Raw genomic sequence first — 22,970 nt, 5'->3', positions numbered from 1 at the left:
CGAATCTCCTCGAGTCAGGAAGCCAGCGAAAAACCCTCGTAGCCCTTGGCGGCCACGTCGTCGCACTTCTTGCGGTATTCGCCCACGCCGCCGCAGTAGGGCATGAAGACGCGGGTCTTGCCGGGCACGTTGGCGCCCATGTACCAGGAGTTTGCGCGCGGATAGAGCGTGTAGCCGGCCAGCTCGTTGACGTGGTCGACCCACGCCTCCTGGGCCGTGGCGGTCGCCTCGATCGTGCGCAGTCCCTGCCGATCGAGGTGCTCGATGGCATCGGCCACCCAGTCGACGTGCTGCTCGATCGACACGATCATGTTGGACAGCACCGACGGGCTGCCCGGGCCGGTGATCATGAACAGGTTGGGGAAGCCGGCCGAGCCGATGCCGAGATAGGTGCGGGGCCCGGCGCTCCACGTCTCCTTGAGAGAGAGCCCGTCCCGGCCGCGGATGTCGACGTTGGTCAGCGCGCCGGTCATCGCGTCGAAGCCGGTCGCGTAGACGATGACGTCGAACTCGTACTCCTTCTCGGACGTCCGGATGCCCTTCTCGGTGACCTCGACCAGCGGGGTGCGGCGCAGGTTGACCAGGTGCACGTGCGGCAGGTTGTACGTCTCGAAGTAGTTCGTGTCGAGGCAGGGCCGCTTGGTGCCGACGGGGTAGTCCGGGCACAGGTCCTCGGCGACCTGCGGGTCCTTGACGATGTCGCGGATCTTGTCGTGGATCCAGGCCTTGGCGGTGTCGTTGGCGGCCTGGTTCGTGGCGAAGTCGGTGAACGTGGACAGCAGGTTGACCAGGCTGCCGCTCTCCCAGGCCTGCTCGAAGGCCGCGTTGCGTTCCTCGGCCGACACCTCGAGCGCCGACTTGGTCGGCACCACGACGGGCACGCCGGCCCCCGATTCCCGCTGGGCCTTGCGGTACGCCCGGTAGTTCGCGCGCATCTCGGCGATCTCGTCGTCGCGCAGGCGCCGGTTGCGGGCCGGCAGCGAATACGAGGGGGTGCGCTGGAAGACGGTCAGGTCGGCGGCCGTCTCGGCGATCACCGGGATCGACTGGACGCCGGAGGACCCCGTACCGATGATGCCGACCCGCTGGCCGGTGAAGTCGACCTGCTCGTGGGGCCAGCGCGAGGTCTGGTACGAGGTGCCCTTGAACGTCTCGATGCCCGGGATCTCGGGCAGCTTGGGCGACGACAGGCAGCCGGTCGCCATGATCAGGAACCGGGCCTGGACCGTGTCCTCGTGCTCGGTCCGCACCAGCCAGGCCTTGTCGTCCTCGGACCAGGTCGCGCCGGACACCCGCGTCCGGAAAACGATGTCCTTGCGCAGGTCGAAGCGGTCGGCGACGTGGTTGGCGTACTTGAGGATCTCGGGCTGCGTGGGGTAGCGCTCCTGCCACGGGTATTCCTGCTCCAGGTCTTCGGAGAAGGAATACGAGTAGGCGAGGCTTTCGACATCGACGCGGGCGCCCGGATACCGATTCCAGTACCAGGTGCCGCCGACACCGGTGCCGGCCTCGAACACGACGGCCGTGCGGCCTTGCTGGCGCAGCTTGTGCAGCAGATACATGCCGGAGAAGCCGGCGCCGACGATGACGGCGTCCACACTCGGCGGAACGTTGCGGGTCTCGGTAGCGGTCTCCTGGGTCGGCTGGGACATGGGCAGACTCCTGGCGATTCGGGGCCGGTCATCCGCTCCGGACACGTTCCATCGCCGCACGCCGGTGCGGTGGTCCGATGCTGCGGTGACGACCGAGGGGTACAGCACATTCCGTCACGCCCGGTAACTACTGGGTGACGTAGCCCACAACATAGAATGCATTCTGCATCCCGTCAATGTTTCGCCGGTGTTTCTTGCTCGCGGCGAAAGATCGGTTGACCAGGGCAAAAGCCGATCACGAAGACGTACGCCTCGTCGCCGCCCTCAACAGCAATGGGGCCGAACTCCGCCTTCGGCGGCTGCCGCTGCGAGCGGAGTGCAACGAAAGGCCGTAGCGCACGACCGGCCGGGGACGGACGGAAGGCCGGAACGGAGCCGGCCGAGGACGGCAGCAAGGCCGGAACGGGGGCTGGCCGAGACGACAGGCCAGCCGGGACGACACGGCCGGGACGGCAGTCCGCCGGGACTACTCGCTCAGCAGCGCGGACATCTCGGGCAGCTTGAAATACTCGGCCGTGGCCCGCGCGGAAGGCGTGCCGCCGTCCGGGTCGGCGCCGGCCGCGAGCAGCGTCTTGACGGTAGCCGCGTTCTGGCGGAACACCGCGGCCGACAGGGCGGACTGCCCCCGGTCGTTGACCCGGTTCGGGTCGGCGCCGTGCTCCAGCAGCCCGGCCACCGTGTCCGGGTGATTGTGGTAGGCCGCGAGAATCAGCAGCGTGTCACCCTTGTCGTTGGTGAGGTTGGCCGGCAGCCCCGCCGCGACGTTCTCGACGAGCTCGGCGGTGACCCCGGACCGCGCCAGGTCGAACATGCGGTGCGCGTACGCGATGGTGTCGTCATCCAGGTCAGCCACGGCGCAGATCTACCCGCAACTCCGCCCGGGAAACACCCGCCGTGATCACAGGAACTCCCAGTAGTGCGGCTCCTGGTAGGTGTGCCAGCCGTGGAAGAACCAGTCGGCCAGGTCGGTCAGCCGGTTCAGGCAGGCCTCGTAGTAGCTTGCGGGCTCCGGCCTCGGGAAATCGGCGTGGGCGGTATGGTCGGGCACCCAGGTCGAGACGTAGTGGAAGCCCTCGACCAGCCAGCGGTCCAGCGACTCCCGGTCCGCGCACTCCTCGCAGGCCGTACGCATAGCCTGTTCCAGGCGGCTGAACGCTTCGCGGTCCCAGACCCGGTCGGCGTACAGGCGCAGCAGGAAGGAGCCCGGCTCGGAGCCGAACTCCCGGCGGAGCACCTCGAACGCGTAGTCCACCGGGGAAGCATGTCAGGAGTGGCCATGGCCGGGATCTTTGAATCCGCCGATATCTATCAGATCGCGTTCGGCTATCGCGACATCCCGGCCGAGGCCGACCTGCTGCTGAAGTGGTTCACACGCCACCACGGCGGGCTTCCCCGCGGCGTGCTGGAGCTGGCCGCCGGGCCCGGCGATCACGCCCTCGAGTTCGCGAGGCGCGGAATGGGCGCGACGGCGCTGGATCTGTCGGCGGCCATGTGCGCGCGGGGCGCGGAAAGGGCCCGGGCCGACGGTCTCGACGTCGAGGTCGTCCGGGCCGACATGACCGCCTTCGATCTCGGCCGCCGGTTCGATCTCGCGCTGCTGATGCTGGACTCGGCCGCCCTGCTGCTCACCGACGAGGCCATGGCGGCCTTTCTCGAGCACACCGGCCGGCATCTCACCGCGGGCGGCCTGCTCGTGGTCGATCTCAGCGTCGGCCAGGGCCGGCCGGACTGGACGGCCGAGTCGGGCGGCATCGTGGTCCGCACCCAGTGGGGTATGCCCGGCGACCCCTACGACCCCGTGACCGGGATCGAGCAGACCCGCGTCCGCTTCACCGTCGGCTCGACTGTGGAGAGCGACGAGGTGGAAAGCGACGAGGTGGTTCCCTCCCGGCACTGGACGGCCGATCAGCTGTGCGAGCGCGCCGGCGACCGGTGGGAGCTCGCCGCCCGCTACGGGTCGATGACCGAGGACGTCGAGGCGTCAGACGTCCGTGCGGTCCGGGACGTCCTCGTCCTGCGCCGGCTCGGATGACGGCACCTGGGACTCGACGGTCTTCTCGACCAGCAACCAGGCCAGGACTCCGAGCAGGGTCAGCGGGACCATCACGTACCACTCGCCGAGCAGGCCGAAGTCGCCCGAGCGGCCCATCGTGTGCAGGATGCTGACCGAGGCCAGCGGGAGGCAGGCCAGGCCGATGACGACGGGGCGGATCCACGTGTTGTGCATGCCCCGAAGTCTGGCCGCGGGCCGGGGCCCCGCACATCTGGCAACCGGTGGAGAACCACCTATGCCCGGGGGCATAGGTCCGGTCAGCCGCGCTCGATCTGCTCGATCGTCTTGACGATCTCGCGCAGGTTCTCGGTCATCTCGTTCTGGCCCTGGCGCGGCAGCCCGGCGACCACCTTGGCCTCGAGCGCGTTGAACCGGGGATAGATCTCCTCCATGAGCTGCTTGCCCGCGGGGGTCAGGTGGATCTCGACGAGGCGGCGGTCGTCCTCGCGGCCCTGCTTGCGGATCCAGCCCTTGCCTTCGAGGGTCTTGACCACGCCGGTCAGGGTGGCCTTCGAGATCGCCGCCGCCTCGGCCGCGTGGCGGGTCTCCATGCCATCGAAGATCCAGACCACCCACATCACGACGAAGCCGGTCCACGTCAGATCGTAGGGGCGCAGCACTTCGTTGGAGGCGTACGAGCGGACGGCGTTGGCGGCGCGGTAGATGCTCGACACGGCCATCGCCGCCTCGAAGTCGAGGCCGAGCGACTCGACGTACTGGCGCATGGCTCGCTCGGTCTCGACAAGGTTCGGGTGGTCCTTCATGGCGACGATGGTACGTTCCGGGGTCATGCTCGTCGTCGATGCGAAGGCCATGGAAGAGGCGCAGGCCCGGCTGCAGGCGCGTCAGATCGACGTGGTGCGGCTCGGCTACAGCGATCTCATCGGCGCCGAGCGGGGACGCGACCTTCTCGTACGCCGGTTCGCCCGCACGGCCCGCGACGGCGTGGCGTTCTGCCGCTCGGTCTACGGCACCTCCCCGATGGGCGATGTCGTCGACATCGAGGGCGGCCTTTCCGCCGGTCTGCCCGACGTGATCGCGGTCCCCGACCTGAGCACGATGCGGGAGGTCCCGTGGGAGCCCGGCGTCGCGCACGTGATCGCCGACGTCTTCGATCCCGGCGGCGAACCGGCCGGGGAGAGCCCGCGCACCGTGCTGCGGCGGGTGATCGAACGGTTCGCGACGCTCGGGATGACGCCGCTGGTCGGGCCGGAACTCGAGTTCTATGTGCTCGAGCCGGCCGCGGAGGCGCCGCACGGCTGGAAGCGGTACGGCGAGGGCCCGGGCAACGTCTACACCGCGGGTTACAAGGGCGATCCGGACAACACGCTGATCAGCTGGTTGCGCAAGCTCGACGCGTACGGGCTGGAGGTGGTCGCGGCCAATCACGAGTTCGCCTCCGGCCAGTTCGAGATCAACCTGTGGCATTCGGACGCGCTGGATGCCGCCGACCGGGCGTTCCGGTTCAAGACGGCCGTGCAGGAGCTGGCCCGGATTTCCGACAAGCGGGCCACCTTCATGGCGAAGCCGTTCAACGACGAGGGCGGCTCCGGCTTCCACGTGCACTTCTCGTGCCGGTCCGCGTCGTCGGAGGCGGTCTTCGACGACCCGGCCGCCGAGGACGGGCTGTCGACGGTCGCGCGCTCGGCCGTGGCCGGGATCCTGGCCCACGCTCCGGCCCTGGCCGCGCTGCTCAATCCGACGGTCAACTCGTACAAGCGCTTCGGACCGGACACGCTGGCGCCGTGGCTGATCGACTGGGGTCTGGACAACCGCAGCGCCATGATCCGGATCCCGCCCGAGCGCGGCCGCGCGGCCCGTCTGGAGGTGCGGCTCGGGGACGCGTCGGCCAACCCGTACCTGGGGATCGCCGCCGTGCTGGCCGCCGCCTATCTGGGTCTGCGCGACAAGCTGGAGCCGCCGGCCCCGCTGGAGGGCTATGGGTACAACGCCACCAAGGCGGGCCGCCTGCCCGGTGATCTCGGCACGGCGCTGTCCGCCCTGGAGCGCGACGCCGAACTGACCGACCTGCTGGGGCCGCGCTTCGTCGCCGCGTTCCTGGCCTACAAGCGCAACGAGCTGGAGCGCTTCTCCCGGTGGGTGACCGACTGGGAGTTCCGCGAATATTCCTCTCACCTTTAACTATTTGGACCCGAACGATGGGGTCTAGAGTCGTCGCCGTGAAGTTGCTTGTCGTCCAGCACGACCACGTCTCGCCGCTCGGCCCGGTGGCGGCCCGCTTCGCCCAGCACGGGTACGACATCGTCCACCACCCGGTCGTCCCCGAGTCCCGGTTCGGCTCCCCCGGCGTGATCAGCCGGTTCCCGTCGTTCGCCGCGTTCGACGCCGTCGTCGCGATGGGCGCGCCCTGGTCCACGTACGACTCCCTGGTCGGCAGCTGGGTCACCCCCGAGCTGGCCGAGCTGCGCCGCGCCGACGAGGCCGGCGTGCCCGTGCTGGGCATCTGCTTCGGCGGTCAGCTGCTGGCCACGGCCCACGGCGGCACGGTCGCCCGCTCGCCGCGGCCGGAGATCGGCTGGACGACGCTGACCAGCGACTCGTTCGTCCCGGCCGGCCCGTGGTTCGAGTGGCACTACGACCGCTGGACCCTGCCGCCCGGCGCCGTCGAGCTGGCCCGCACGCCGGCCGCGTCCCAGGCCTTCCGGCTCCGGCGCAACCTGGCCGTCCAGTTCCACCCCGAGCTGACCCCGGCCATGCTCGCGGGCTGGCTGGCCCAGGGCGCCGCCGCCGAGGCCCGCGCCCACGGCTTCGACCCCGGCGAGCTGCTGGCCCGCACCCGCGAGGAGAGCGAGGTGGCCGCCAAGCGGGCGCACACCCTGGTCGACGCGTTTCTGGAGCACGTCTCGGGCTGACGCATAAGTCCGCCGGGCACGGGTACCCGGCCGCCCGTCAGCGTCGAAGCATTGTGAGGAGCCAGTAATGACCAGCGCCACCGACAGGGACGTCGTCGACATCCTGACCGCCGACCACCGCGACGTGACCGCCCTGATCGGCGAGATCTGGACGATCACCGACCCGATGATCCGGCGCGACCTGACCGACACCGCGATCAGCGAGCTGGTCCGGCACGCGGTCGCCGAGGAGATGTACGTCTACCCCGCCATGAAGAAGCACCTGCCCGAGGGCGAGAAGTCGGTGGAGCACGACATCGAGGAGCACAAGGAACTGGAGGAGATGATGAAGCGCCTCGAGGACGTCGACGTGTCGAGCCCCGAGTTCGAGGAAGCCCTGCGCAAGCTGGAGGCCATCCTGGTCGACCACGTGCAGGACGAGGAGTCCGACCAGTTCCCCGAGCTGCGCCGGCACATCCCGCGCGAGGAACTGGTCGAGCTGGCCGGCAAGGTCGAGACGGCCAAGAAGCTGGCCCCCACGCGCCCGCACCCGAGCGCCCCCAACAACGAGGTCTTCCACAAGCTGGTCGGCCCCGGCGTCGGCCTGGTCGACCGCCTCCGCGACAAGCTGACCGGCCGGGCCACCAAGTAACCGGCCGTCAGGCCAGGTTGTCCAGCCGGGTCGCCCAGCCGTCGAGCACCCGCTCGGGGTCGGTGGCGAGGACGCCGGCGAGCAGGGTCGCGTAGACGTCGCGGAAGTCGGTGGTGAACTTCAGGTCGCCGTCGTCCAGATCGGTCAGGCTCGGTCGCTCGCCGTGCAGGCCGCCGGTCACGCCGTCGCCCAGCAGGAAGACGTCGGAGGCGGTGCCGTGATCGGTGCCGTCCGAGGCGTTCGCCTTGACCCGGCGGCCGAACTCGGAATAGACGGCCGTGACCACACCGTGGCCGGCCACCCGGGCGGCGAAGGCGGACAGGGCCTTGTCCAGCTTCATGAGCAGGGACTTCTGGGCGTCCTTACCGTCGGCGTGCAGGTCGAAGCCGCCCAGCGACACCGAGTAGACGCGGGTGGCCACGCCGGCTTCGATGCAGCGGGCCACCAGCGACAACTGCTGGTCCAGAGGCGGCGCGGCGCCACCGGTCGCGGTCGCGGGGGCGTCGCCGTCATCCTCGTTCGCGGGCAGCGGCGACGAGACCAGGTCGCGTACGCGGGCCAGATCCGTGAAGCAGGCGGCGGCCCGGGCCTGAGCGGCCGGCTCCCCCGCGGCCGGCGTGCCCAGCCGGTTCAGCAGCGCGGGGGTCACGCCGCCGGGCAGCTCGAGCTCGCCGCCGGGAACCGTCGCCCCGGCGCTTTGAGCCCCCGCGAGCAGGGGTGGCAGCACGGGCTCGAACGAGATGGCCAGGCGCGGGTCGCCGCCGGACACGTCGAGCCAGCGGCCGAGCCACCCCGTGGTGCCGGGGCGGCCGGGCTGGGCGGTCTGCCAGATGTCCATGGACTGGAAGTGGCTACGGTTGGGCTTCGGGTAGCCGACGCCGCGCACGATCGCCAGCCTGCCCTGGCCGAACAACCGGTGCAGGCCGGGCAGCCCGGGATTGAGCGCCTCCCCCTGGCCCAGATCGAGCAGTTCGTCTTCCCCGTACGCGAAGTCGGGACGGGCGGCGGCGAGGGCCGGATCCCCGTACGGGACAACGGTGTTGAGCCCGTCGTTGCCACCGTAGAGGGTGACCAGCACCAGCGTCTTCGCGGCCGGATCGCGGTCCCCGGCCGTGTCCAGGATCTGGCGCAGCCCGAGCGTGGAGGCGGCCGCGCCCGCGACCACCCCGCTGGCGATCAGGAACCGGCGCCGGGTGATGGTGTCCATGGCTCTCCTCCTCAGTGAACGGCGTATTCGGGACTGGCCAGGCCGAGGGCGAGCCGCCGGCGCGGATCCGCGGTGTCCTTCAGCACGGCGTACGTACGGTCGCTCCAGCCGTCCACGACCAGCAGGGCGGCCAGCGCCTCGGCATCGCGCGGCGGGTCCGCCTTGGTTTGAGCGGCCAGCTTCTGCCCGGCGCGCAGGCGGGTCAGCGTCGACGACGTGGTCAGCCAGGCCGCACCGGCCGGCCATCCGCCCACCGACGGCGGCCGCAGCGGCACCTGCCCGAGGGCCTTGAGGACGGCCTCCGGAACCGGCACTCCGAGCTGCCGGGCCGCGCCGACGAGCCACTCGACGGGCTGCTTGACCAGCGTCCCGGCCGAGGCGGCGAACTCGGGAGCACGGCACACCGCCCGCAACAGGGCCGTGGTGTTCCGACCGGCCGCCACCACCGTCCCGGGCATCGCCGAGGGTCCGGCGTAGCGGGCCCACAAGCGGCGGGCGATGAACGGCACGTGGGCGTCATGGCCGACGAGCAGATCCGCGTACGCGTCCAGGTCGAGAACGCCGGTGCGGCCGAGCAGCGTCACCCGGCCCGGGTCGTGTCTGGCCGGCACGAGGCGCGCGGCGCCGGTCGCGCGGTCGACTCGCCACCCGGTCAGCACGCGCGCGCCGGCCTTCACATCGTCTTCGGTGTACGCCCCCGGTCCGAGCGTGAACAACTCCATGACCTCGCGGGCCAGATTCTCGTTCGGCGCCTTGCGCGTGTTCTTCTGCCCGTCGAGCCAGAGGATCAGGGCAGGGTCGCGCACCATGGCCCGGACCAGCGGCGCGGTGTCTCCCGCCCCGTAGCGCCGGAACGTCTGCTGCTGGACGAGCATGAGATGGGCCGAGCGGACCTTCTGCGCGCTGGTCGCCCAATGCCCGTGCCAGAAGAACGTGAGCTTCTCGGCCGCCCCGCCCGCCGCCATCCGGGCCAGCCACCACCGGGCGACGGCCACGTTCTGTTCCCGCTGCCCGCGGCGGGCGTCGAGGCGCTGGTCGCGGGAGGCGTCCGGGCCGAGCCGGGACACCGGGTCGGCACCCAGATCCGGAGGTGTTGGCACGGCGACCGGCTCGAGGAGGCGTACGAGCGTCGCGTCGAAGCCGCCCCTGACCGCCGCATCCACCTCGTCGGTCGTAGGCCCGAAGGCGAGCCGGCGAAGAAGGTGCGACACCCGAGCGCGTTCCGTCATGCCGGCGACGCTAGGCCGCCTTTGTAAGCGGCCGGTAAGACCACCGTCATGACCCCGCAAGAAGCGGGTCAGCGTGTCCGGGACTCCCACACCGGCTGGTGGGGCTCGTCGTTGTGGACGACGAAGTCGGCGTGCTCGGCCGGACGCGCCGTAGCGAAGTAGAGCTCTTGAGCCGGGATGTAACGCTCGCGCCAGCGCCGTTCGACGGCAGCCCGGGACGCCGCGCCGCGCTCCCGGATCACCGCCCGGTCCACGGTCTTCCCGAGCTCGATCGAGACGAGGACGCTCAGTTCCCACCGGCCGGCCAGTTCCGGGCGCATGAGGAAGACCCCGTCGAAGAGCAGCACTGCGTCGGCGGGGGCCGTCCGGACCGGCGGCGACAGCACTGTGTCGGCGGTGTGGTCGTAGACCGCGGGCTGGAAGCGGCGGTCCCCGCCCGGACCGAGCGGATCGAGCAGAACCCGGTTCAGCGAGTCGTAGTCGTGGGTGTCGTAGTAGCAGCCCTCGGCCGAGTACTCGCCGCGCGGATAGCGCCGCGCCCGGGGGTAGAGGAATTCGCTACGTCGAGCCGACCCTATCCGGGCCGATCAAGCGGCCTGGAAGGAGCGGCGGGACAGGCCGACCGAGTAGCCCTCGAGCTTGGTGATGACCGGGGCGGTGGGGTCGGTGGCCGCGCCCAGCGTGACGAACAGCGGGGTGAAGTGCTCGACCGTCGGGTGCGAGAACGGCATGCCGGGGGCGGCGCTGCGGAAGCGGGCCAGTTCGGCCACGTCGCCGCGGTCCAGGGCGTCGGCGGCCCAGGCGTCGAAGTCGGCCGACCAGCCGGGGACCACGTTGCCGGTGAACATCTCGCGGGTCAGGAACGGCAGGCCGTGTGTCATGTGGCCGGAGCCCATGACCAGGACGCCCTGCTCGCGCAGCGGCCGCAGGCGGGCGCCGAGGGCGAGCAGCTCGTCGGGGTCCTCGGTGGGCAGGCTGAGCTGGAGCACGGGGACGTCGGCCAGCGGGTACATGATCTTCAGGGGCACCCAGGCGCCGTGGTCGAGGCCGCGGCTGTGGTGGCCGTGCACCTGCTCGCGGTCGGGCATCATGGCCGTGACCTGCTCGGCCAGCGAGCCGGCGTCGGGGGTGTCGTAGCGGAAGTCGTAGTAGATCGGGTTGAAGCCGCCGAAGTCGTAGACCAGCTCGGACGGGCGGGCCGCGCTGACCGACAGCGGGGCCGACTCCCAGTGGGCGCTGACCACCAGGATCGCCTTCGGCTTGGGCAGCGAGCGGGCCCAGCGGCGCAGCGGGTTGAGCCACTCGGGGCTCTCGAACGGCATCGGGCCGCCGCCGTGGCTGACGTACAGGCTGGGCATCGCCCCGTCCGACGGCGTCCACTCACGGTGCGGATCGGCCACCTCGGCGGCCGCGGCCCGGCGCACGTGCGCCGCGAACGGGTGCGAAGCAGGAATGCGGGCGTCGGCGTCCGAGGTCGTGCTGGTCATGGGAGCTCCCGGCAATAGTTGAAGCGTAAACCACCTCCCAGGTTACGCCAGAAACTTGTTTCGTCAACTAAAAGTCGCTCACGCAACGGGAAGGCACTCGGACGGCAGCAGGAACCAGCGCAGCTTCTCGAAGTTGGCGGGCAGCCGCGCTCCCCCGTCGACCGGGTCGGGGCGGCTCTCCATCAGCTCACGGGCCTCGGCCAGATAACCGGGCAGGGCGTCCTCGCCGACCGGCGCCGGGCACTCGGGCATGGTCACCGTGCCGTCCGGGTGGAGCCGCAGGTCGGACAGGTGCGGCCGGCTCCCCGAGGCTTCGAGGTGACGCCATTGACCCGTACGGGGACCGAAACGGTAGTCGGGGAGCAGGCGCGCGCCGTGCGAGGCGATCAGCGCGACCGCCTCGATCAGGTAGTCGGCGACCGCGTCGGACAGGAAGTAGGCGAAGTTCAGGCGCGACCAGCCCGGCTTGATGCCCTCCCAGCCCGCCTCGATCTCGTTCTCGAACCGGCGGGAGAGCTCGGGGCCGATGCCGAGCAGGCGATGCCCGTACGGGCCGGCGCAGGAGCACCCGCCGCGCGCCTGGATGCCGAACAGGTCGTTGAGCAGCGCGACCACGTAGTTGTGGTGCAGGTAGTGCTCGCCCACGCGGATCTGGAACGACACGATCGGCAGCCGGTCGGACTCGAGGTCGCCGAGGATCTCGATGCGGGGCTCGGCGGCCCAGCGGTCGCGCGCCCGCCGCCACAGCCGGTGCTCCTGGGCGGCGATCACCTCGGCCCCGACGGTCTGCTTGACCTGGAAGACCAGACCGGCCCGGATCGACTCGACGATGGCCGGGGTGCCGCCCTCCTCGCGGGCGATCGGGTCGTCGAGATAGCGGTGGCCGTCGGGGTCGACGAACGCGACCGTGCCGCCGCCGGGCGCCGTGGGCACGCTGTTGACCAGCAGATGCTTGCCGACGACGAGCACGCCGGGGGTCTGCGGGCCGCCGGGGAACTTGTGCGGCGACAGGAAGATCGCATCCTTGCCGGCCATGCTGATCGGCAGGTAGGGACCGCCCGCCGCGTAATCCCAGACGGACAGGGCGCCGTGCTCGTGGAGCAGCTTCGAGATCGCTTCGACGTCGGTGAGCAGGCCGGTCACGTTGGAGGCGGCGCTGAAGCTGCCGATCAGCAACGGCCTTTGCCCGTACGCCTCCAGGGCCCTTCGCAGGTCTTCGAGGTCGGGGTGGCCGCGCTCGTCACTGCCGATCTCGACCACGTCGGCGATGGATTCGCGCCAGGGCAGCACATTGGAGTGGTGCTCGTACGGGCCGACGAAGACGACCGGGCGCGCGCCGGGCGGGATGCGCTCGGTGAACGCGTACCGCTCGTCGAGGTTCTCCGGGATGCGCAGGCCGAGCAGCGCGACCAGCTTGTTGACCGCCATCGTCGACCCGGAGCCGCAGAACAGCACCACGTCGCCGGGGCCGCCGCCGACCGCCCGATGGATGACCTCGCGGGCCTGTTCGCGCAGCGCGCCGGTCTGCGCCCCGGTCGACGACGCCTCGGTGTGCGTGTTCGCGTAGCCGGTCAGGACCGTACGGCGGATGTGGTCCTCGATGAAGTCGAGCGCCTGGCCCGACGCGGTCTGGTCGGCGTACGTCACCCGGCGCGGCCCGTACGGCCCGTCGAGCACCGCGCCCGTGCCGATCGAGCCCTCGCGCAGCCGCCGCAGCATCGGTGTGTCCATGTTTCCCTCGCAGCACTCGTGGCACCTCAGGAGGCCTTTTGGCACCTGGGTAACCTGTCCGGCCGACCCGGCGACCGGGGCGCCCCGGCGAGCCTAGCCTGGGTGCCATGCCGTACGTCGCCACCCGGGACGGCCGCCAGCAGCGCGGCCGCCAAGACCGGGCCCCCAGCGTCCCCGACCGCCTCGACGACCTGCACGGCCACAGCATCGGCGTGCTCGAACTGCCCCGCCACATGGCCCCCGGGCACCGCAGCCGGCGCCTGCTGAATCTGGAGGATCCGGCCCAGCAGCGCCAGGCCTATCAGAGGGTGCTCTGCCGGGCCGCCGACTGCTGCGAGATCAACGACCTGCTCAACCCCGGGGTCCTGCGCCGGATCTGGCGGCATCTGCACCTGCCGGCCAAGGTGCGCGAGGAGTGGGAGAAGCGGCACCCCGCGCTGGCCGGCTCCCGCTGACCCGCGCGGTCATCCCGGTTGCAGCATGTCGGCGTAGTCGCCGCTGCGCAGCGGAGCGCTGGTCAGCGTGCCGTCCGACCGGGGCACCTCGAGACGCTGTCCGTCCCGGGTGAACCGCACCTCGGCCACATCCGGGCGCGCGGTCAAAGTGCACACGACCTGCGCGTACGCCAAGATCTTGTCGCGGACGTTGCTGCCCTCGACGTCCGGGAACTCCACCGTGGCCTCCGAGCCCGAGATGCCCCGCGCGGTCAGGGTGAGCCCGGACAGCGCGGTGGTCAGCCCCGCCTTGCGCTCCGCGTCGTTGGGCCCGGTGACCAGGCTGTTCAGCTGCGCCTGGGGCGTGGGATAGGACCTCGTGCGGCGCACCTGCTGCACCAGCTTGGTGTCGCGGACCAGGCAGATCACCTGGGCCACGTCGCCGACCGGCTCGGCCGTCCCGGGGCCGGGGCTGGTCAGCGCGTGCCGGGGCAGACTGACCGGGTGCGGCTCGTCCTGGGCGCCGACACCGCAGCCGGCCAGGACGAGCACGGCCGTCGTCATGATCGTCCAGACCCTGCGCATCTCCGAATGATGCCTCGCGTCGCCGCGCCACCCGGCGTACGTCATGGAACTGTCATATCGCCGGGCAGGTTCCGCCAACTCCCGGGAGCACCGTGGAGGGTGTTCCGGTCGAGCCACCCGTGTGAGGACATCGAAGTATGACGGTCACCAGCCTGGTCACCGCCGTCGCCGTCGGCGTCGCCCTGGGCGTCGCCGGGCACCTCGCCCGGCGCGGCGTCCCGTTCTGGTTGCCGCCGGCGGCCGGGGTCGGCGCCGCCGTGTTCGCCACCACGATCGCCCGGATAGCGGCCGACCTGCCCACCGGTTTCAGCCTGACCGAACTGGTCCTGCAGGTGCTCTTCGCCGCGGCCGCGGTCGCGGCGGTGGTCGCCACCGCCGACCGCCGTTCCCCCCACCGTCCCCCGGCCCACAAGGGAGGCCTGCGATGATTGCCGTCCGCCACGACGTCGCGGTCGTCACCCCGTCCCACGATCTCGACGCCGACGCTGGCGACCTGATGCGCGAGGCGCTGGCCGAGGCGGTCCGCGAGCATCGTCACGTGATCGTCGACATGCACGCGTCCCCGACGATCGACTCGGCCGGTCTGAGCCTGCTCGTGCGGGCCTACAACGACGCCAAGGCCCGCGGCGGGACGCTGAGCCTGGCCGCGCCGTCGCGCTACGTCGTGACGGTGCTGCACACGATGAAGCTGCACCAGGTCTTCACCCTCTATCCCGACCTCGACGCGGCCCTACTCGTGCGGCAGCTCGAGCCGGAAACGAGCGCCCCCGCCGGGCCGGTCTAGCAGCACGATCCGGCCGTCGTGGGCGGCCGCGTGCTCGGCCACGATCGCCAGGCCCAGGCCGGTGCCGTCGCCGCCCCCGCGCGAGCCGGCGGCCGGTCCCCGCACGAAGCGGTCGAAGATCGTCGGGCGGGCCTCGGCCGGCACCCCCGGACCGGCGTCGTCGACTTCCAGGAAATCCGGCCCGATCCGTACGGCCACCGGCCCGCCCCCGTACCGCACGGCGTTGTCGAGCAGGTTGCCCAGCGCCTGCTCGACCCGGCGGCGGTCGACCAGCCAGTCCACCGGCGTGCCCGGCACCACCTCGATCAGGCCGGGCGGCAGTCCCCGGTCGCGCAGCACCCGTCCGGCCAGCAGCCCGATGTCGGCGGGTTCGCGGTGCACCGGCTGGTCGCTGCGGGCCAGTTCGAGCAGGTCGTCGACGAGCGCCTGGAACCGGGCGACCTCGTCGGCGATCAGCCCGACCGCCGCCGCCGAACGCTCGTCGAGGCTGTCGCGCCGCCGGTTGAGCACGCTGACCGCGGCGGCCAGCGTCTGCAGGGGTGAGCGGAGCTCGTGGCTCACGTCCGCGGCGAACCGCCGGTCGCGCTGCAGCCGCCGGGACAGCTCGTCGGCCATGTGGTTGAACGAGGCCGTCAGCCGCCCCAGCTCGGGCTCGGCGTCCGGGTCGAGGCGGGTGTCGAGGTCACCGTCGGCGATGCCGCTGGCCGCCTCGGCCACGGCCGCCAGCGGGCGCAGGGCGTGCCGGGTGACATACCAGCCCACCGCCGCTCCCCCGGCCGACACCATGATCGCCACGGCGGTCAGCACCAGCGCCAGCAGTTGGAGCGTGCGTTCCAGCTCGGCCAGCGAGACGATCTCGTAGAAGACGCCCCCGCTCTGCACCGGGACGGCCACGACCAGGGCGGCCTCGGAGTCGCGGCGGATGCGCTGGGCGCCGGCCTGACCGGTTGCGGCCAGCTCCTGCAGCCGCCCCGGCACGGCCGAGCCGGCCGACTCGTCGGCGCTGCGCGAATACCAGTCGCCCTCCCAGTAGAGCAGCACGTAACGGTCGGCGCCGCTGTCCAGCGACTGCAGCAGCTCCCCCACCTCGGGGTCGCCGCCGGTCAGACCCGCGTTGATCACGGCCGCGTCGAAGTAGGTGGACCGCACCGCCGCACGTTCCCGCTCCCGGAACAGCGTGTTGCTGATCAGCTCGTACGACACGAACGTCACCCCGGCCGACAGCGCGAGCGCGCCGATCGCGAACGCCGCGCTGACCCGGGTCCGCAGCCCGGCCCGTCTCACGGCTGAAGCTTGTAGCCCAGACCGCGCACGGTCACCAGGTGCCGGGGCCGCCCGGTGTCGTCCTCGATCTTGTGCCGGAGCCGGCCCACGTGCACGTCGACCAGCCGCTCGTCGCCGATCTCGTACTCCCAGACGCGGCTGAGCAGTTGCTGGCGCGAAAGCACCTGGCCCGGGTGCTCGGCCAGCTCGCACAGCAGCCGGAACTCGGTGCGGGTGACCGCCACGGGCTCGCCGTGCAGGCGCACCTCGCCCGCCTCGGGCCGGATCTCGAGGTCGCCGAAGGCCAGCACGGTCATCGACGGGGTGGCGGCCTGCGCGGCCCGCCCCCGCCGGCGCAGCGCCCGCAGCCGGGCCGCCAGTTCCTTGACGGCGACCGGCTTGACCACGTAGTCGTCGGCGCCCGCCTCGAGCCCGGCCACGATGTCGTGGGTGTCGTCGCGGGCGCTGACCACGATCACCGGCACGTCGTCGGTGCGGCGCAGCTGCCGGATGCATTCGAACCCGTCCATGCCCGGCAGCATCAGGTCGACCAGGACCGCGTCGGCCGGATGTCTGCGCTGCATCTCGAGGCCCTCCTCGGCCGTGGCCACGGCGTGGGTGACATAGCCCTCGTCCTCCAGGGCCATGGCCAGCGACAGCCGGATCCGGTCGTCATCCTCGATCAACAGCACGGCACTCATATCCGCATGATGCCGCGCCGGACCCGGTACGACACGGCTGTGGTGGGAAACCGGGGTTTCGTCACGCAACCGTCACATGCCCGGAGGCCGTTCGCCATCGGGCCCCAGCAGCATGGCTGGCGGGAACGAACCCTCCCCCACAGGGTCCGCGCCCGGCCCGCCGGTTCGGTGGGCGGGGCGCGGCTCCCTCAGATTCCTGCCCGTGGACGCGCCGCCGCCCCACGGCGGAACGCCGGAGAGGCCCTCGGCCGCCATCGAAGGCCTCTCCGGCCCCGCCGGCGTGACCTGTTTGGATGGGCCCATGGAGCTCTTCGACGGCCTGACCGGAACCGCACGCATCGGGCTCGGCCTGGCCGCCGTGGGCCGCCCCGGCTACATCAACCTCGGGCGCGGCGCCGATCTGCCGGCCGAGCGCAGCGTCGGGGCCCTGCGGGAGCGGGCGCACACCCTGCTCACCGCGGCGTGGACGGCCGGGGTGCGCTACTTCGACGTGGCCCGCTCGTACGGCCGGGCCGAGGAGTTCCTGGCCTCCTGGCTTCCCGGTCACGACGGCGCGATCACCGGCAGCAAGTGGGGCTACACCTACACGGCCGGCTGGACGGTGACCGCCGGCGTGCACGAGGTGAAGGACCACAGCGTGGCCACGTTCGACCGGCAGATCCTCGAAACCCGCGCCCTGCTCGGTGACCGCCTCGGCCTCTATCAGATCCACTCGGTGACCCCCGGCAGCCCGGCCCTGACCGACACGGAACTGCACTGGCGCCTGGCCGGCCTGGGCGTGCCCGTCGGCTTCTCCACGAGCGGCCCCCGCCAGGCCGACGCCATCCGCGCCGCCCTGGAGATCGAGGTGGACGGCGCCCGCCTGTTCCGCAGCGTGCAGTCGACCTGGAACCTGCTGGAGACCAGCGCCGGTCCCGCGCTGGCCGAGGCCCGCGACGCGGGGTGCGCCGTCATCGTCAAGGAGGCCATGGCCAACGGCCGCCTGGCCACCCACCCGCTGGCCCTGACCGGCGAATTGTCCACCACACCCGACGCCCTGGCGCTGGCCGCGGCCCTGCACCAGCCGTGGGCGACGATCGTCCTCTCCGGCGCGGCCACCCGGGCCCAGCTGGCCTCGAACCTGCAAGCCGCCCAGTTGCATCTTGTGCCGGAGCATCTCGACCGCCTGAGCGCTCTGGCCGAGACCCCCGACCGTTACTGGACGACTCGGGCCGGCCTGGCCTGGTCCTGACGCTTCACTTCCGGAGCCGGCCCACCACGGCCGCACCGGCCACCGCGCCCAGCGCTACCCCGGTCAACGCCCACCGATGCATCGACGCCCACGACCAGGCGTCGCGCGTCTTGGCCTGGTCGTCGAACATGCCGTGCGACCCGCGATCGGCCCGGTCGTCCTGCGGCTCGAAGACGTTGCTGCCGTAACGCGGCCCGTCCTGATCGGAGAGCTGCCCGTCCACCACCTTGCGGGCCAGATACCAGTCGAGGAACGAGGGCGCGATCCGGTTGCCGAGGATCGTCTTGGCCGTCGAGAACCCCACCCACATGTTGCGGCGCGGATGATCGGCCAGGAACCGCACCGCCCGGGCGGCGATCTCGGGCTGGAAGATCGGCGGCACCGGCTGCGGGTGCTCGTCGTAGTCGGTGGCGTTCCAGTCGAACTGCACGGTGTTCACACCCGGCAACTGCACCATGCACACCCGTACGGAACTCCCGGTGTGCTTCAGCTCGGCGATCACACTCTCGGTGAACCCCTTGGCCGCATGCTTGGCACCGCAATAGGCCGCCTGCAGCGGGATGCCGCGGAAGGCGAGCGCGCTGCCGACCTGCACGATCACACCGCGGTCGCGCGGACGCATGTGCTCGAGGGCGGCGCGGGTGCCGTTCACCTGTCCCAGGTAGGTGACCTCGGTGATCCGCTGGTATTCGTCCTCCGGGATGTCCCAGAAATACCGCAGGTCACCGGCGAACGCGTTGTTGACCCACAGCGCGATCGGGCCCAGCTCCTGCTCGACGCGTTCGGCGGCCCGGCTCACCTGCTTCGGCTCGGCGACGTCGGTCTCGATCCCCAGGCCCCGGCCCCCGGCCGCCGCGACCTCATCGGTGGCCGCGTCCAGACCGGCGCGGCCCCGGGCCAGGACGGCCACATCCCACCCGTTGGCCGCCAGCTCACGCACGACGGCTCGGCCCACACCGGCGGTTCCCCCGGTCACCACGGCAATTCGACGCTCTGTCACAACGCCTGCCTTACCCCCGAAAAGCCGGCTTCAGTCGTACGGGCCGGACTGCTCGACCAGCACGCTTCAGTCGTACGGGCCGGACTGCTCGACCAGCACGCTTCAGTCGTACGGGCCGGACTGCTCGACCAGCACGCGGAAACGTTCGGCGGCCGGGGCCGGTCGGCGGTCGGAACGCCAGGCCAGGCCGACGACACGCTCGGCGCCGGGCGCGGACAGCGGCAGCCCGTGCGTGCCGGTGGCGCCGACGAACTGGTCGGGCACCACGGCCACGCCCAGACCGGCCCCGACCAGCCCCTCGACCGTGGCCAGATCGCCGATCTCCAGCGCGACGCGCACACTCACCCCGGCCGCGGCGAACAGGTCGTCGACCAGCCGCCGGAACCCGAACCCGGACGGAACCGTGACCAGGTCCTCGCCCGCCACCTCGGCGAGCCGGGCCCGGCGGCGGGCGGCCAGGCGGTGACCGGGCGGCACGATCAGCGACAGACCTTGCCGTTGCAGGGGCAGCCATCCGTACGGGCCGTCGGGCCGCGGGGAGACCAGGGCAAGCTCGGCCGCGCCCGAGTCGACGTCGCGCATGATCTCGTGGGCCGGCTCCTGGCGCAGCTCGATGCGCAGGTGCGGGGCGTCCCGGCGGACCGCGCGCAGGATCCTGGGCACCAGCGACGTCGCCATCGAATCGAGAAAGGCCAGCCGGACGGTGCCGGATTCGGGGTCGAGCAGCCCGGCCAGGTCCCGGCGCAGACGATCGTGCCGGTCGACCAGCTCACGGGCGGCGGTCAAGGCCATTTCCCCGTACGGGTTGGGATGCACTCCCCGGGCGTCCCGCTCGAACAGCCGGACACCGAGCTCGGCCTCGACCCGCGAAAGCAGCCGCGACAGCGTGGGCTGGGTCGTGCCGAGCGCCGCGGCCGCCTCGGTGACGTGTTCGTGGTCACCCAGCGCGATGACGGCCCGGAGATCCTCGATCTGCACGACGCTCATCATACGGTCAGCGCATCACATCGATAATGTCTATGCATTGGACGCATGGAGATGCGCGGCGAACAGTGGGGGCATGGAAACCGGATATCGGGCCGGGGAGCCGGGATACCGCCGCGTCTGCCTGGCCTTGTTCGCGGCCGGCGTGGCCACGTTCGCCGCGCTCTACAGCACGCAGGCGCTGTTGCCCGAGCTGGCTGCCGCCTTCGACGTGACCCCGGCGCAGAGCTCGTGGTCGCTGTCCATGGCCACGATCGGCCTCGGCGCAACGCTGCTGATCACCGGCCCGCTGTCGGAGAAGGCCGGGCGTACGCGTCTCATCCACCTGTCCCTGACCCTGTCCGCGCTGGTCGGCCTGGCCTGCGCGGTCGCACCCGGCTGGCCCGCGCTGCTCGGGTTGCGGCTGCTGCAGGGCGTCGCGCTGGCCGGCCTGCCGGCGGTCGCCACCGCCTACCTGCGCGAGGAACTCGACTCGACGGTCCAGGCCCGGGCCGCCGGTCTCTACATCGGCGGCACCGCGCTCGGCGGCATGGCCGGGCGCCTCCTCACCGGGGCGCTCTCCGAGGCGTACGGGTGGAGGGTCGCTCTGGCCGCGGTGGCCGTGCTCGGTCTGCTGTGCGCCGCGCTGGCCGCCGTGCTGCTCCCCCGCTCCCGCAACTTCGTGCCGCGCCCGTCCGCCCTCGTCACCCGGCGCGCCCTCACCGACCCCGCGCTGCTCAGCCTGTACGCGATCGGCGCCTGCGCGATGGGTGCGTTCGTGGCCGTCTACAACGCCATGGGCTTCCGCCTGACCTCCGACTTCGGCCTGGGCGTGGGCGCCGCCGCGGCCGTCTTCCTGGTCTACCCGGTCGGCTCCCTCAGCTCGACGCTCTCCGGACGGCTGGCCGACCGCTACGGCCGCCGCGCGGTCATGCCGTTCGGCTGCGCGCTCACCGCCCTGGGCCTGCTGCTCACCCTCTCCGGCGCGCTGCTCGTCGTGGTCGCCGGCCTGGCCGTGATGACCGCCGGCTTCTTCTGCGTCCACGGCGTGGCCAGCGGCTGGGTCCCGGTCCGGGCCCACGCGGGCGACGTGGCCCCGGCCCAGGCCGCGTCGTTCTACCTGTTCGCCTATTACGCGGGTTCGTCGCTGTTCGGCAGCCTGGCCGGCACCGCCTGGTCCTTGGGCGCCTGGCCGGGCGTCGTTCTGCTGGCCTCCTTGTTCGTCACCGTCAGCGGCCTCCTGTCCCTCCACCTGCGCCGCGTCCCGATCCTGTCCCCCGCCTCCGCCGTTCGTTGAGACGGCCGTGATCCCCTTGGCGCCGGCGCGTCAGGCCGGCGGCCTGGCGAGCCTCCGCGCGGCCATGCCGGTCACCACGCTCGCGAAGCCGGCGGCGGCCAGCCAGAGCACGGCCGATCCGGTGACCGGCAGGGTCGCGCCGGTGTCGGCGGGCTCGGCGACGGTCAGGTCGAGGCGCAGGGCCCGGAACTTGCCGTTCTTGTCGACGCCGGCGGCGACGAACGAGTGGGTGCCGAGGCTCAGGTTGTCCGGCACGTCGATCTCCGTCTCGAAGGCCCCGTCGGCGTCGGCCGTGACCGTGCCGAGGATCGTGGGCTCCGAGTACACCGCCAAGGTGATCACGGAGAACGGCGCGTAGCCCTTGCCGGCCATCTTCAGCCGTCCGCCCGGCGCCGCCGAGGTGACTGGGCCGTCGGGCATCTCGAGCGGCAGGTCGGTGACGGGTGGGGCGGTGGGCACGGTCAGCTCGTTCGGGGTCACGGGGTTCGACGACATCGAGTTCCGGGATTCGCCGGCGGCCGAGAGGGCCACCACCCGGAAGGTGTAGGCGCTGCGCGTTTCGCCGCCGACTACGCAGCTCGTGCCCGTGGTCGTGCAGCTGGCGCCGCCGGGTGTGGCCGTCGCGCGGTAGCCGGTGATCACGGCGCCGTTGTCGGCGGACGGGGTCCACGACACGGTGATCGAGTTCAGGCCGGCCGTGGCGGTGACACCGGTGGGCGCGTTCGGAACGATCGGGGCGGCGCTGGTCGGCGCGCTTGTGGGTGCGGCCGAGGTGGGCGCGGAGCTCGGCGCGGGCGTGGTCGGCGCGGGCGTAGTCGGTGGGGCTGTCGTGGGCGGCGCGGTGGTCGGGTCCGTCGTCGGCGGCGCGGCCGTCGGGGCCGGTGTGGTCGGCTCGGTGGTCGGCGGTGTCGTGGTCGGCGGCGTCGTGGTCGGCGCAGAAGTCGGGGCGGTCGTGGCCGGCGTCGTCGGCGTCTCGGTGGGCCGGCTGGTCGGTGCGGCGGTTGCCGGCGTGACGGTGACGGTGACGGAGAGGTAGTCGCTCGCGCCGCCGCCGTTGCGGGCCCGCAGCAGGAGCCCGAAGCTGTCCTCGACCGTCAGGTCGGACACCGTCGCGACCAGGACGCCGTCGTTGCCCAGTGTGGTGGTCAGCGGCGTCCAATCCTCGCCGCCGTCGAAGCTGATCTCGTACGTCAGATGGTCCGGGTCGTCGCCGTCGTCGGCCGACGGCCGGAAGCTCAGCACGGCCGAGGTGGCGTCGGCCGTGGCTTCCAGCTGGCTCGGCGCGGACGGCGGGCGCGCGGGAATGCCGGTCGCCGGCTCGGTCGCCTCGCCGGGTCCGATCTTGTTGAAGCCGCGGACCCGTACCGCATAGGCGGTGCCGTTGACCAGGTTGCCGACGACTCCGCCCAGCCGTCCGCCGCGCTTGGCGCCGTCCAGGGTCAGCGGCATCCAAGGGCCCTCGTCCGCCAGTTGCACCTCGAAGCCGTCGGCCGGCTGCGGGCTCGGAAGGAAGGTGACCGTGAGCTGCTTGTCGGCCGACTCGATCCCCACATCCATGGGAACGCCAGGCTCGACGATCTGGCCGGGGTAGACCCTGGCGGTGGTCGGCACGCCGGGGCCCTGCTGATTGCGGGCCCGCAGGCGGACATGGTTGAACGACAGGGTCAGGTCGCGGATCACCACGTGATCCATCCCGTCCAGCTCGTCCAGTTCCTCCTGCCCACTGTCGTCCTCGGCCGCCTCACCCTCGCCGTCGACCGGCGCGCTGGGCTCCTCGCTCGGCTCCTGGCTGGGCTCCTCGCTCGGCTCCTGGCTGGGCTCCTCGCTCGGCTCCTGGCTCGGCTCCTCG

The 22,970-nt window shown here is 71.8% G+C and carries 24 protein-coding genes and 1 pseudogene; 9 read left to right on the top strand and 16 right to left on the bottom strand.

Annotated features, from left to right (window positions below; translation table 11 throughout):
- Window positions 1–14: 14 nt before the first annotated feature.
- The 3 genes from ACZ3I4_RS41640 to ACZ3I4_RS41630 all read right to left on the bottom strand — a co-directional run bounded on the left by ACZ3I4_RS41640 (window position 15) and on the right by ACZ3I4_RS41630 (window position 2,904).
- On the bottom strand, window positions 15–1,652 hold the full coding sequence (locus tag ACZ3I4_RS41640; RefSeq protein ID WP_465387653.1) for a flavin-containing monooxygenase: 1,638 nt from the start codon (window positions 1,650–1,652) through the stop codon (window positions 15–17).
- A gap of 466 nt (window positions 1,653–2,118) precedes the next feature.
- The gene (locus tag ACZ3I4_RS41635; RefSeq protein WP_465387652.1) at window positions 2,119–2,505 is read right to left on the bottom strand and encodes an ankyrin repeat domain-containing protein; all 387 of its coding nucleotides are present in this window, start codon (window positions 2,503–2,505) and stop codon (window positions 2,119–2,121) included.
- A 45-nt stretch (window positions 2,506–2,550) separates the two neighbouring features.
- Complete coding sequence (locus ACZ3I4_RS41630; protein ID WP_465387651.1) at window positions 2,551–2,904, bottom strand: hypothetical protein; 354 nt, start codon at window positions 2,902–2,904, stop codon at window positions 2,551–2,553.
- Window positions 2,905–2,928: 24 nt separating this feature from the next.
- Between ACZ3I4_RS41630 and ACZ3I4_RS41625 the strand changes: the two genes are divergently transcribed.
- Window positions 2,929–3,684, top strand: coding sequence for a class I SAM-dependent methyltransferase (locus tag ACZ3I4_RS41625; protein WP_465387650.1), 756 nt, complete (start codon window positions 2,929–2,931; stop codon window positions 3,682–3,684).
- Here ACZ3I4_RS41625 and ACZ3I4_RS41620 read toward each other — a convergent pair.
- On the bottom strand, window positions 3,634–3,879 hold the full coding sequence (locus ACZ3I4_RS41620) for a hypothetical protein (RefSeq protein WP_465387649.1): 246 nt from the start codon (window positions 3,877–3,879) through the stop codon (window positions 3,634–3,636). The two genes, ACZ3I4_RS41625 and ACZ3I4_RS41620, sit on opposite strands and share 51 nt — an antisense overlap.
- A gap of 83 nt (window positions 3,880–3,962) precedes the next feature.
- Window positions 3,963–4,469 carry a MarR family winged helix-turn-helix transcriptional regulator gene (locus ACZ3I4_RS41615; protein ID WP_465387648.1) on the bottom strand — a complete coding sequence of 169 codons (507 nt, stop codon included), beginning with the start codon at window positions 4,467–4,469 and terminating at the stop codon, window positions 3,963–3,965.
- Here ACZ3I4_RS41615 and ACZ3I4_RS41610 point away from each other — a divergent pair.
- From ACZ3I4_RS41610 to ACZ3I4_RS41600, 3 genes are all read left to right on the top strand, one after another.
- Window positions 4,468–5,847: a glutamine synthetase family protein gene (locus ACZ3I4_RS41610; RefSeq protein ID WP_465387647.1), complete on the top strand. Its 1,380-nt coding sequence runs from the start codon at window positions 4,468–4,470 to the stop codon at window positions 5,845–5,847. The two genes, ACZ3I4_RS41615 and ACZ3I4_RS41610, sit on opposite strands and share 2 nt — an antisense overlap.
- 38 nt (window positions 5,848–5,885) lie before the next feature.
- Window positions 5,886–6,578 carry a type 1 glutamine amidotransferase gene (locus ACZ3I4_RS41605; protein WP_465387646.1) on the top strand — a complete coding sequence of 231 codons (693 nt, stop codon included), beginning with the start codon at window positions 5,886–5,888 and terminating at the stop codon, window positions 6,576–6,578.
- A gap of 67 nt (window positions 6,579–6,645) precedes the next feature.
- Window positions 6,646–7,209, top strand: a complete 564-nt coding sequence (locus ACZ3I4_RS41600) for a hemerythrin domain-containing protein (protein WP_465387645.1) — start codon at window positions 6,646–6,648, stop codon at window positions 7,207–7,209.
- A gap of 7 nt (window positions 7,210–7,216) precedes the next feature.
- Here ACZ3I4_RS41600 and ACZ3I4_RS41595 read toward each other — a convergent pair whose 3' ends face one another.
- The 5 genes and pseudogenes from ACZ3I4_RS41595 to ACZ3I4_RS41575 form a co-directional block, all read right to left on the bottom strand.
- A complete protein-coding gene (locus ACZ3I4_RS41595) occupies window positions 7,217–8,416 on the bottom strand; it encodes a DUF1501 domain-containing protein (protein WP_465387644.1) in 1,200 nt (399 codons plus the stop codon).
- 11 nt (window positions 8,417–8,427) lie between these two features.
- Complete coding sequence (locus tag ACZ3I4_RS41590; protein WP_465387643.1) at window positions 8,428–9,645, bottom strand: DUF1800 domain-containing protein; 1,218 nt, start codon at window positions 9,643–9,645, stop codon at window positions 8,428–8,430.
- 68 nt (window positions 9,646–9,713) lie between these two features.
- Window positions 9,714–10,202, bottom strand: a pseudogene (locus ACZ3I4_RS41585) (nucleoside/nucleotide kinase family protein); the annotation flags it as partial.
- A 30-nt stretch (window positions 10,203–10,232) separates the two neighbouring features.
- Window positions 10,233–11,132 carry a dioxygenase family protein gene (locus ACZ3I4_RS41580; RefSeq protein ID WP_465387642.1) on the bottom strand — a complete coding sequence of 300 codons (900 nt, stop codon included), beginning with the start codon at window positions 11,130–11,132 and terminating at the stop codon, window positions 10,233–10,235.
- A 78-nt stretch (window positions 11,133–11,210) separates the two neighbouring features.
- Window positions 11,211–12,863 (bottom strand): aminotransferase class V-fold PLP-dependent enzyme, encoded by a 1,653-nt coding sequence (locus tag ACZ3I4_RS41575; protein ID WP_465387641.1) that lies wholly within the window; start codon window positions 12,861–12,863, stop codon window positions 11,211–11,213.
- Window positions 12,864–12,970: 107 nt separating this feature from the next.
- On the opposite strand from ACZ3I4_RS41575, the gene ACZ3I4_RS41570 reads away from it, so the two are divergent.
- On the top strand, window positions 12,971–13,318 hold the full coding sequence (locus tag ACZ3I4_RS41570) for a hypothetical protein (protein WP_465387640.1): 348 nt from the start codon (window positions 12,971–12,973) through the stop codon (window positions 13,316–13,318).
- Between the two features lie 9 nt (window positions 13,319–13,327).
- On the opposite strand, the gene ACZ3I4_RS41565 is transcribed toward ACZ3I4_RS41570, so the two are convergent.
- Window positions 13,328–13,882, bottom strand: coding sequence for a GerMN domain-containing protein (locus ACZ3I4_RS41565; RefSeq protein ID WP_465387639.1), 555 nt, complete (start codon window positions 13,880–13,882; stop codon window positions 13,328–13,330).
- Between the two features lie 137 nt (window positions 13,883–14,019).
- Between ACZ3I4_RS41565 and ACZ3I4_RS41560 the strand changes: the two genes are divergently transcribed.
- Window positions 14,020–14,310, top strand: coding sequence for a GlsB/YeaQ/YmgE family stress response membrane protein (locus tag ACZ3I4_RS41560; RefSeq protein WP_465387638.1), 291 nt, complete (start codon window positions 14,020–14,022; stop codon window positions 14,308–14,310).
- Entirely contained in the window at window positions 14,307–14,666 is a 360-nt protein-coding gene (locus tag ACZ3I4_RS41555; protein ID WP_465387637.1) for an STAS domain-containing protein, read from the top strand. Before ACZ3I4_RS41560 ends, ACZ3I4_RS41555 begins: the two co-directional genes overlap by 4 nt.
- On the opposite strand, the gene ACZ3I4_RS41550 is transcribed toward ACZ3I4_RS41555, so the two are convergent.
- Both ACZ3I4_RS41550 and ACZ3I4_RS41545 read right to left on the bottom strand, forming a co-directional pair.
- The gene (locus ACZ3I4_RS41550) at window positions 14,613–15,950 is read right to left on the bottom strand and encodes an ATP-binding protein (RefSeq protein WP_465387636.1); all 1,338 of its coding nucleotides are present in this window, start codon (window positions 15,948–15,950) and stop codon (window positions 14,613–14,615) included. The genes ACZ3I4_RS41555 and ACZ3I4_RS41550 overlap by 54 nt on opposite strands.
- Window positions 15,947–16,630 (bottom strand): response regulator transcription factor, encoded by a 684-nt coding sequence (locus ACZ3I4_RS41545; RefSeq protein ID WP_465387635.1) that lies wholly within the window; start codon window positions 16,628–16,630, stop codon window positions 15,947–15,949. The genes ACZ3I4_RS41550 and ACZ3I4_RS41545 overlap by 4 nt, the downstream gene beginning before the upstream one ends.
- A 301-nt stretch (window positions 16,631–16,931) precedes the next feature.
- Here ACZ3I4_RS41545 and ACZ3I4_RS41540 point away from each other — a divergent pair, with 301 nt between their 5' ends.
- Entirely contained in the window at window positions 16,932–17,861 is a 930-nt protein-coding gene (locus tag ACZ3I4_RS41540) for an aldo/keto reductase (protein WP_465387634.1), read from the top strand.
- A 4-nt stretch (window positions 17,862–17,865) separates the two neighbouring features.
- Here ACZ3I4_RS41540 and ACZ3I4_RS41535 read toward each other — a convergent pair whose 3' ends face one another.
- Window positions 17,866–18,861, bottom strand: a complete 996-nt coding sequence (locus ACZ3I4_RS41535) for an SDR family oxidoreductase (protein WP_465387633.1) — start codon at window positions 18,859–18,861, stop codon at window positions 17,866–17,868.
- Window positions 18,862–18,963: 102 nt separating this feature from the next.
- Window positions 18,964–19,848 (bottom strand): LysR family transcriptional regulator, encoded by an 885-nt coding sequence (locus ACZ3I4_RS41530; protein WP_465387705.1) that lies wholly within the window; start codon window positions 19,846–19,848, stop codon window positions 18,964–18,966.
- A 73-nt stretch (window positions 19,849–19,921) separates the two neighbouring features.
- Between ACZ3I4_RS41530 and ACZ3I4_RS41525 the strand changes: the two genes are divergently transcribed.
- On the top strand, window positions 19,922–21,121 hold the full coding sequence (locus tag ACZ3I4_RS41525; RefSeq protein WP_465387632.1) for an MFS transporter: 1,200 nt from the start codon (window positions 19,922–19,924) through the stop codon (window positions 21,119–21,121).
- Between the two features lie 30 nt (window positions 21,122–21,151).
- Here the strand turns inward: ACZ3I4_RS41525 and ACZ3I4_RS41520 are convergent.
- On the bottom strand, window positions 21,152–22,970 hold a 1,819-nt coding region (locus ACZ3I4_RS41520), incomplete at its 5' end, for a fibronectin type III domain-containing protein (protein WP_465387631.1).

Source organism: Actinoplanes sp. NPDC021490 (assembly GCF_055562135.1).
Note: the sequence above shows the minus strand (reverse complement) of the source record. Positions and strands in the feature narration are given on the sequence as shown.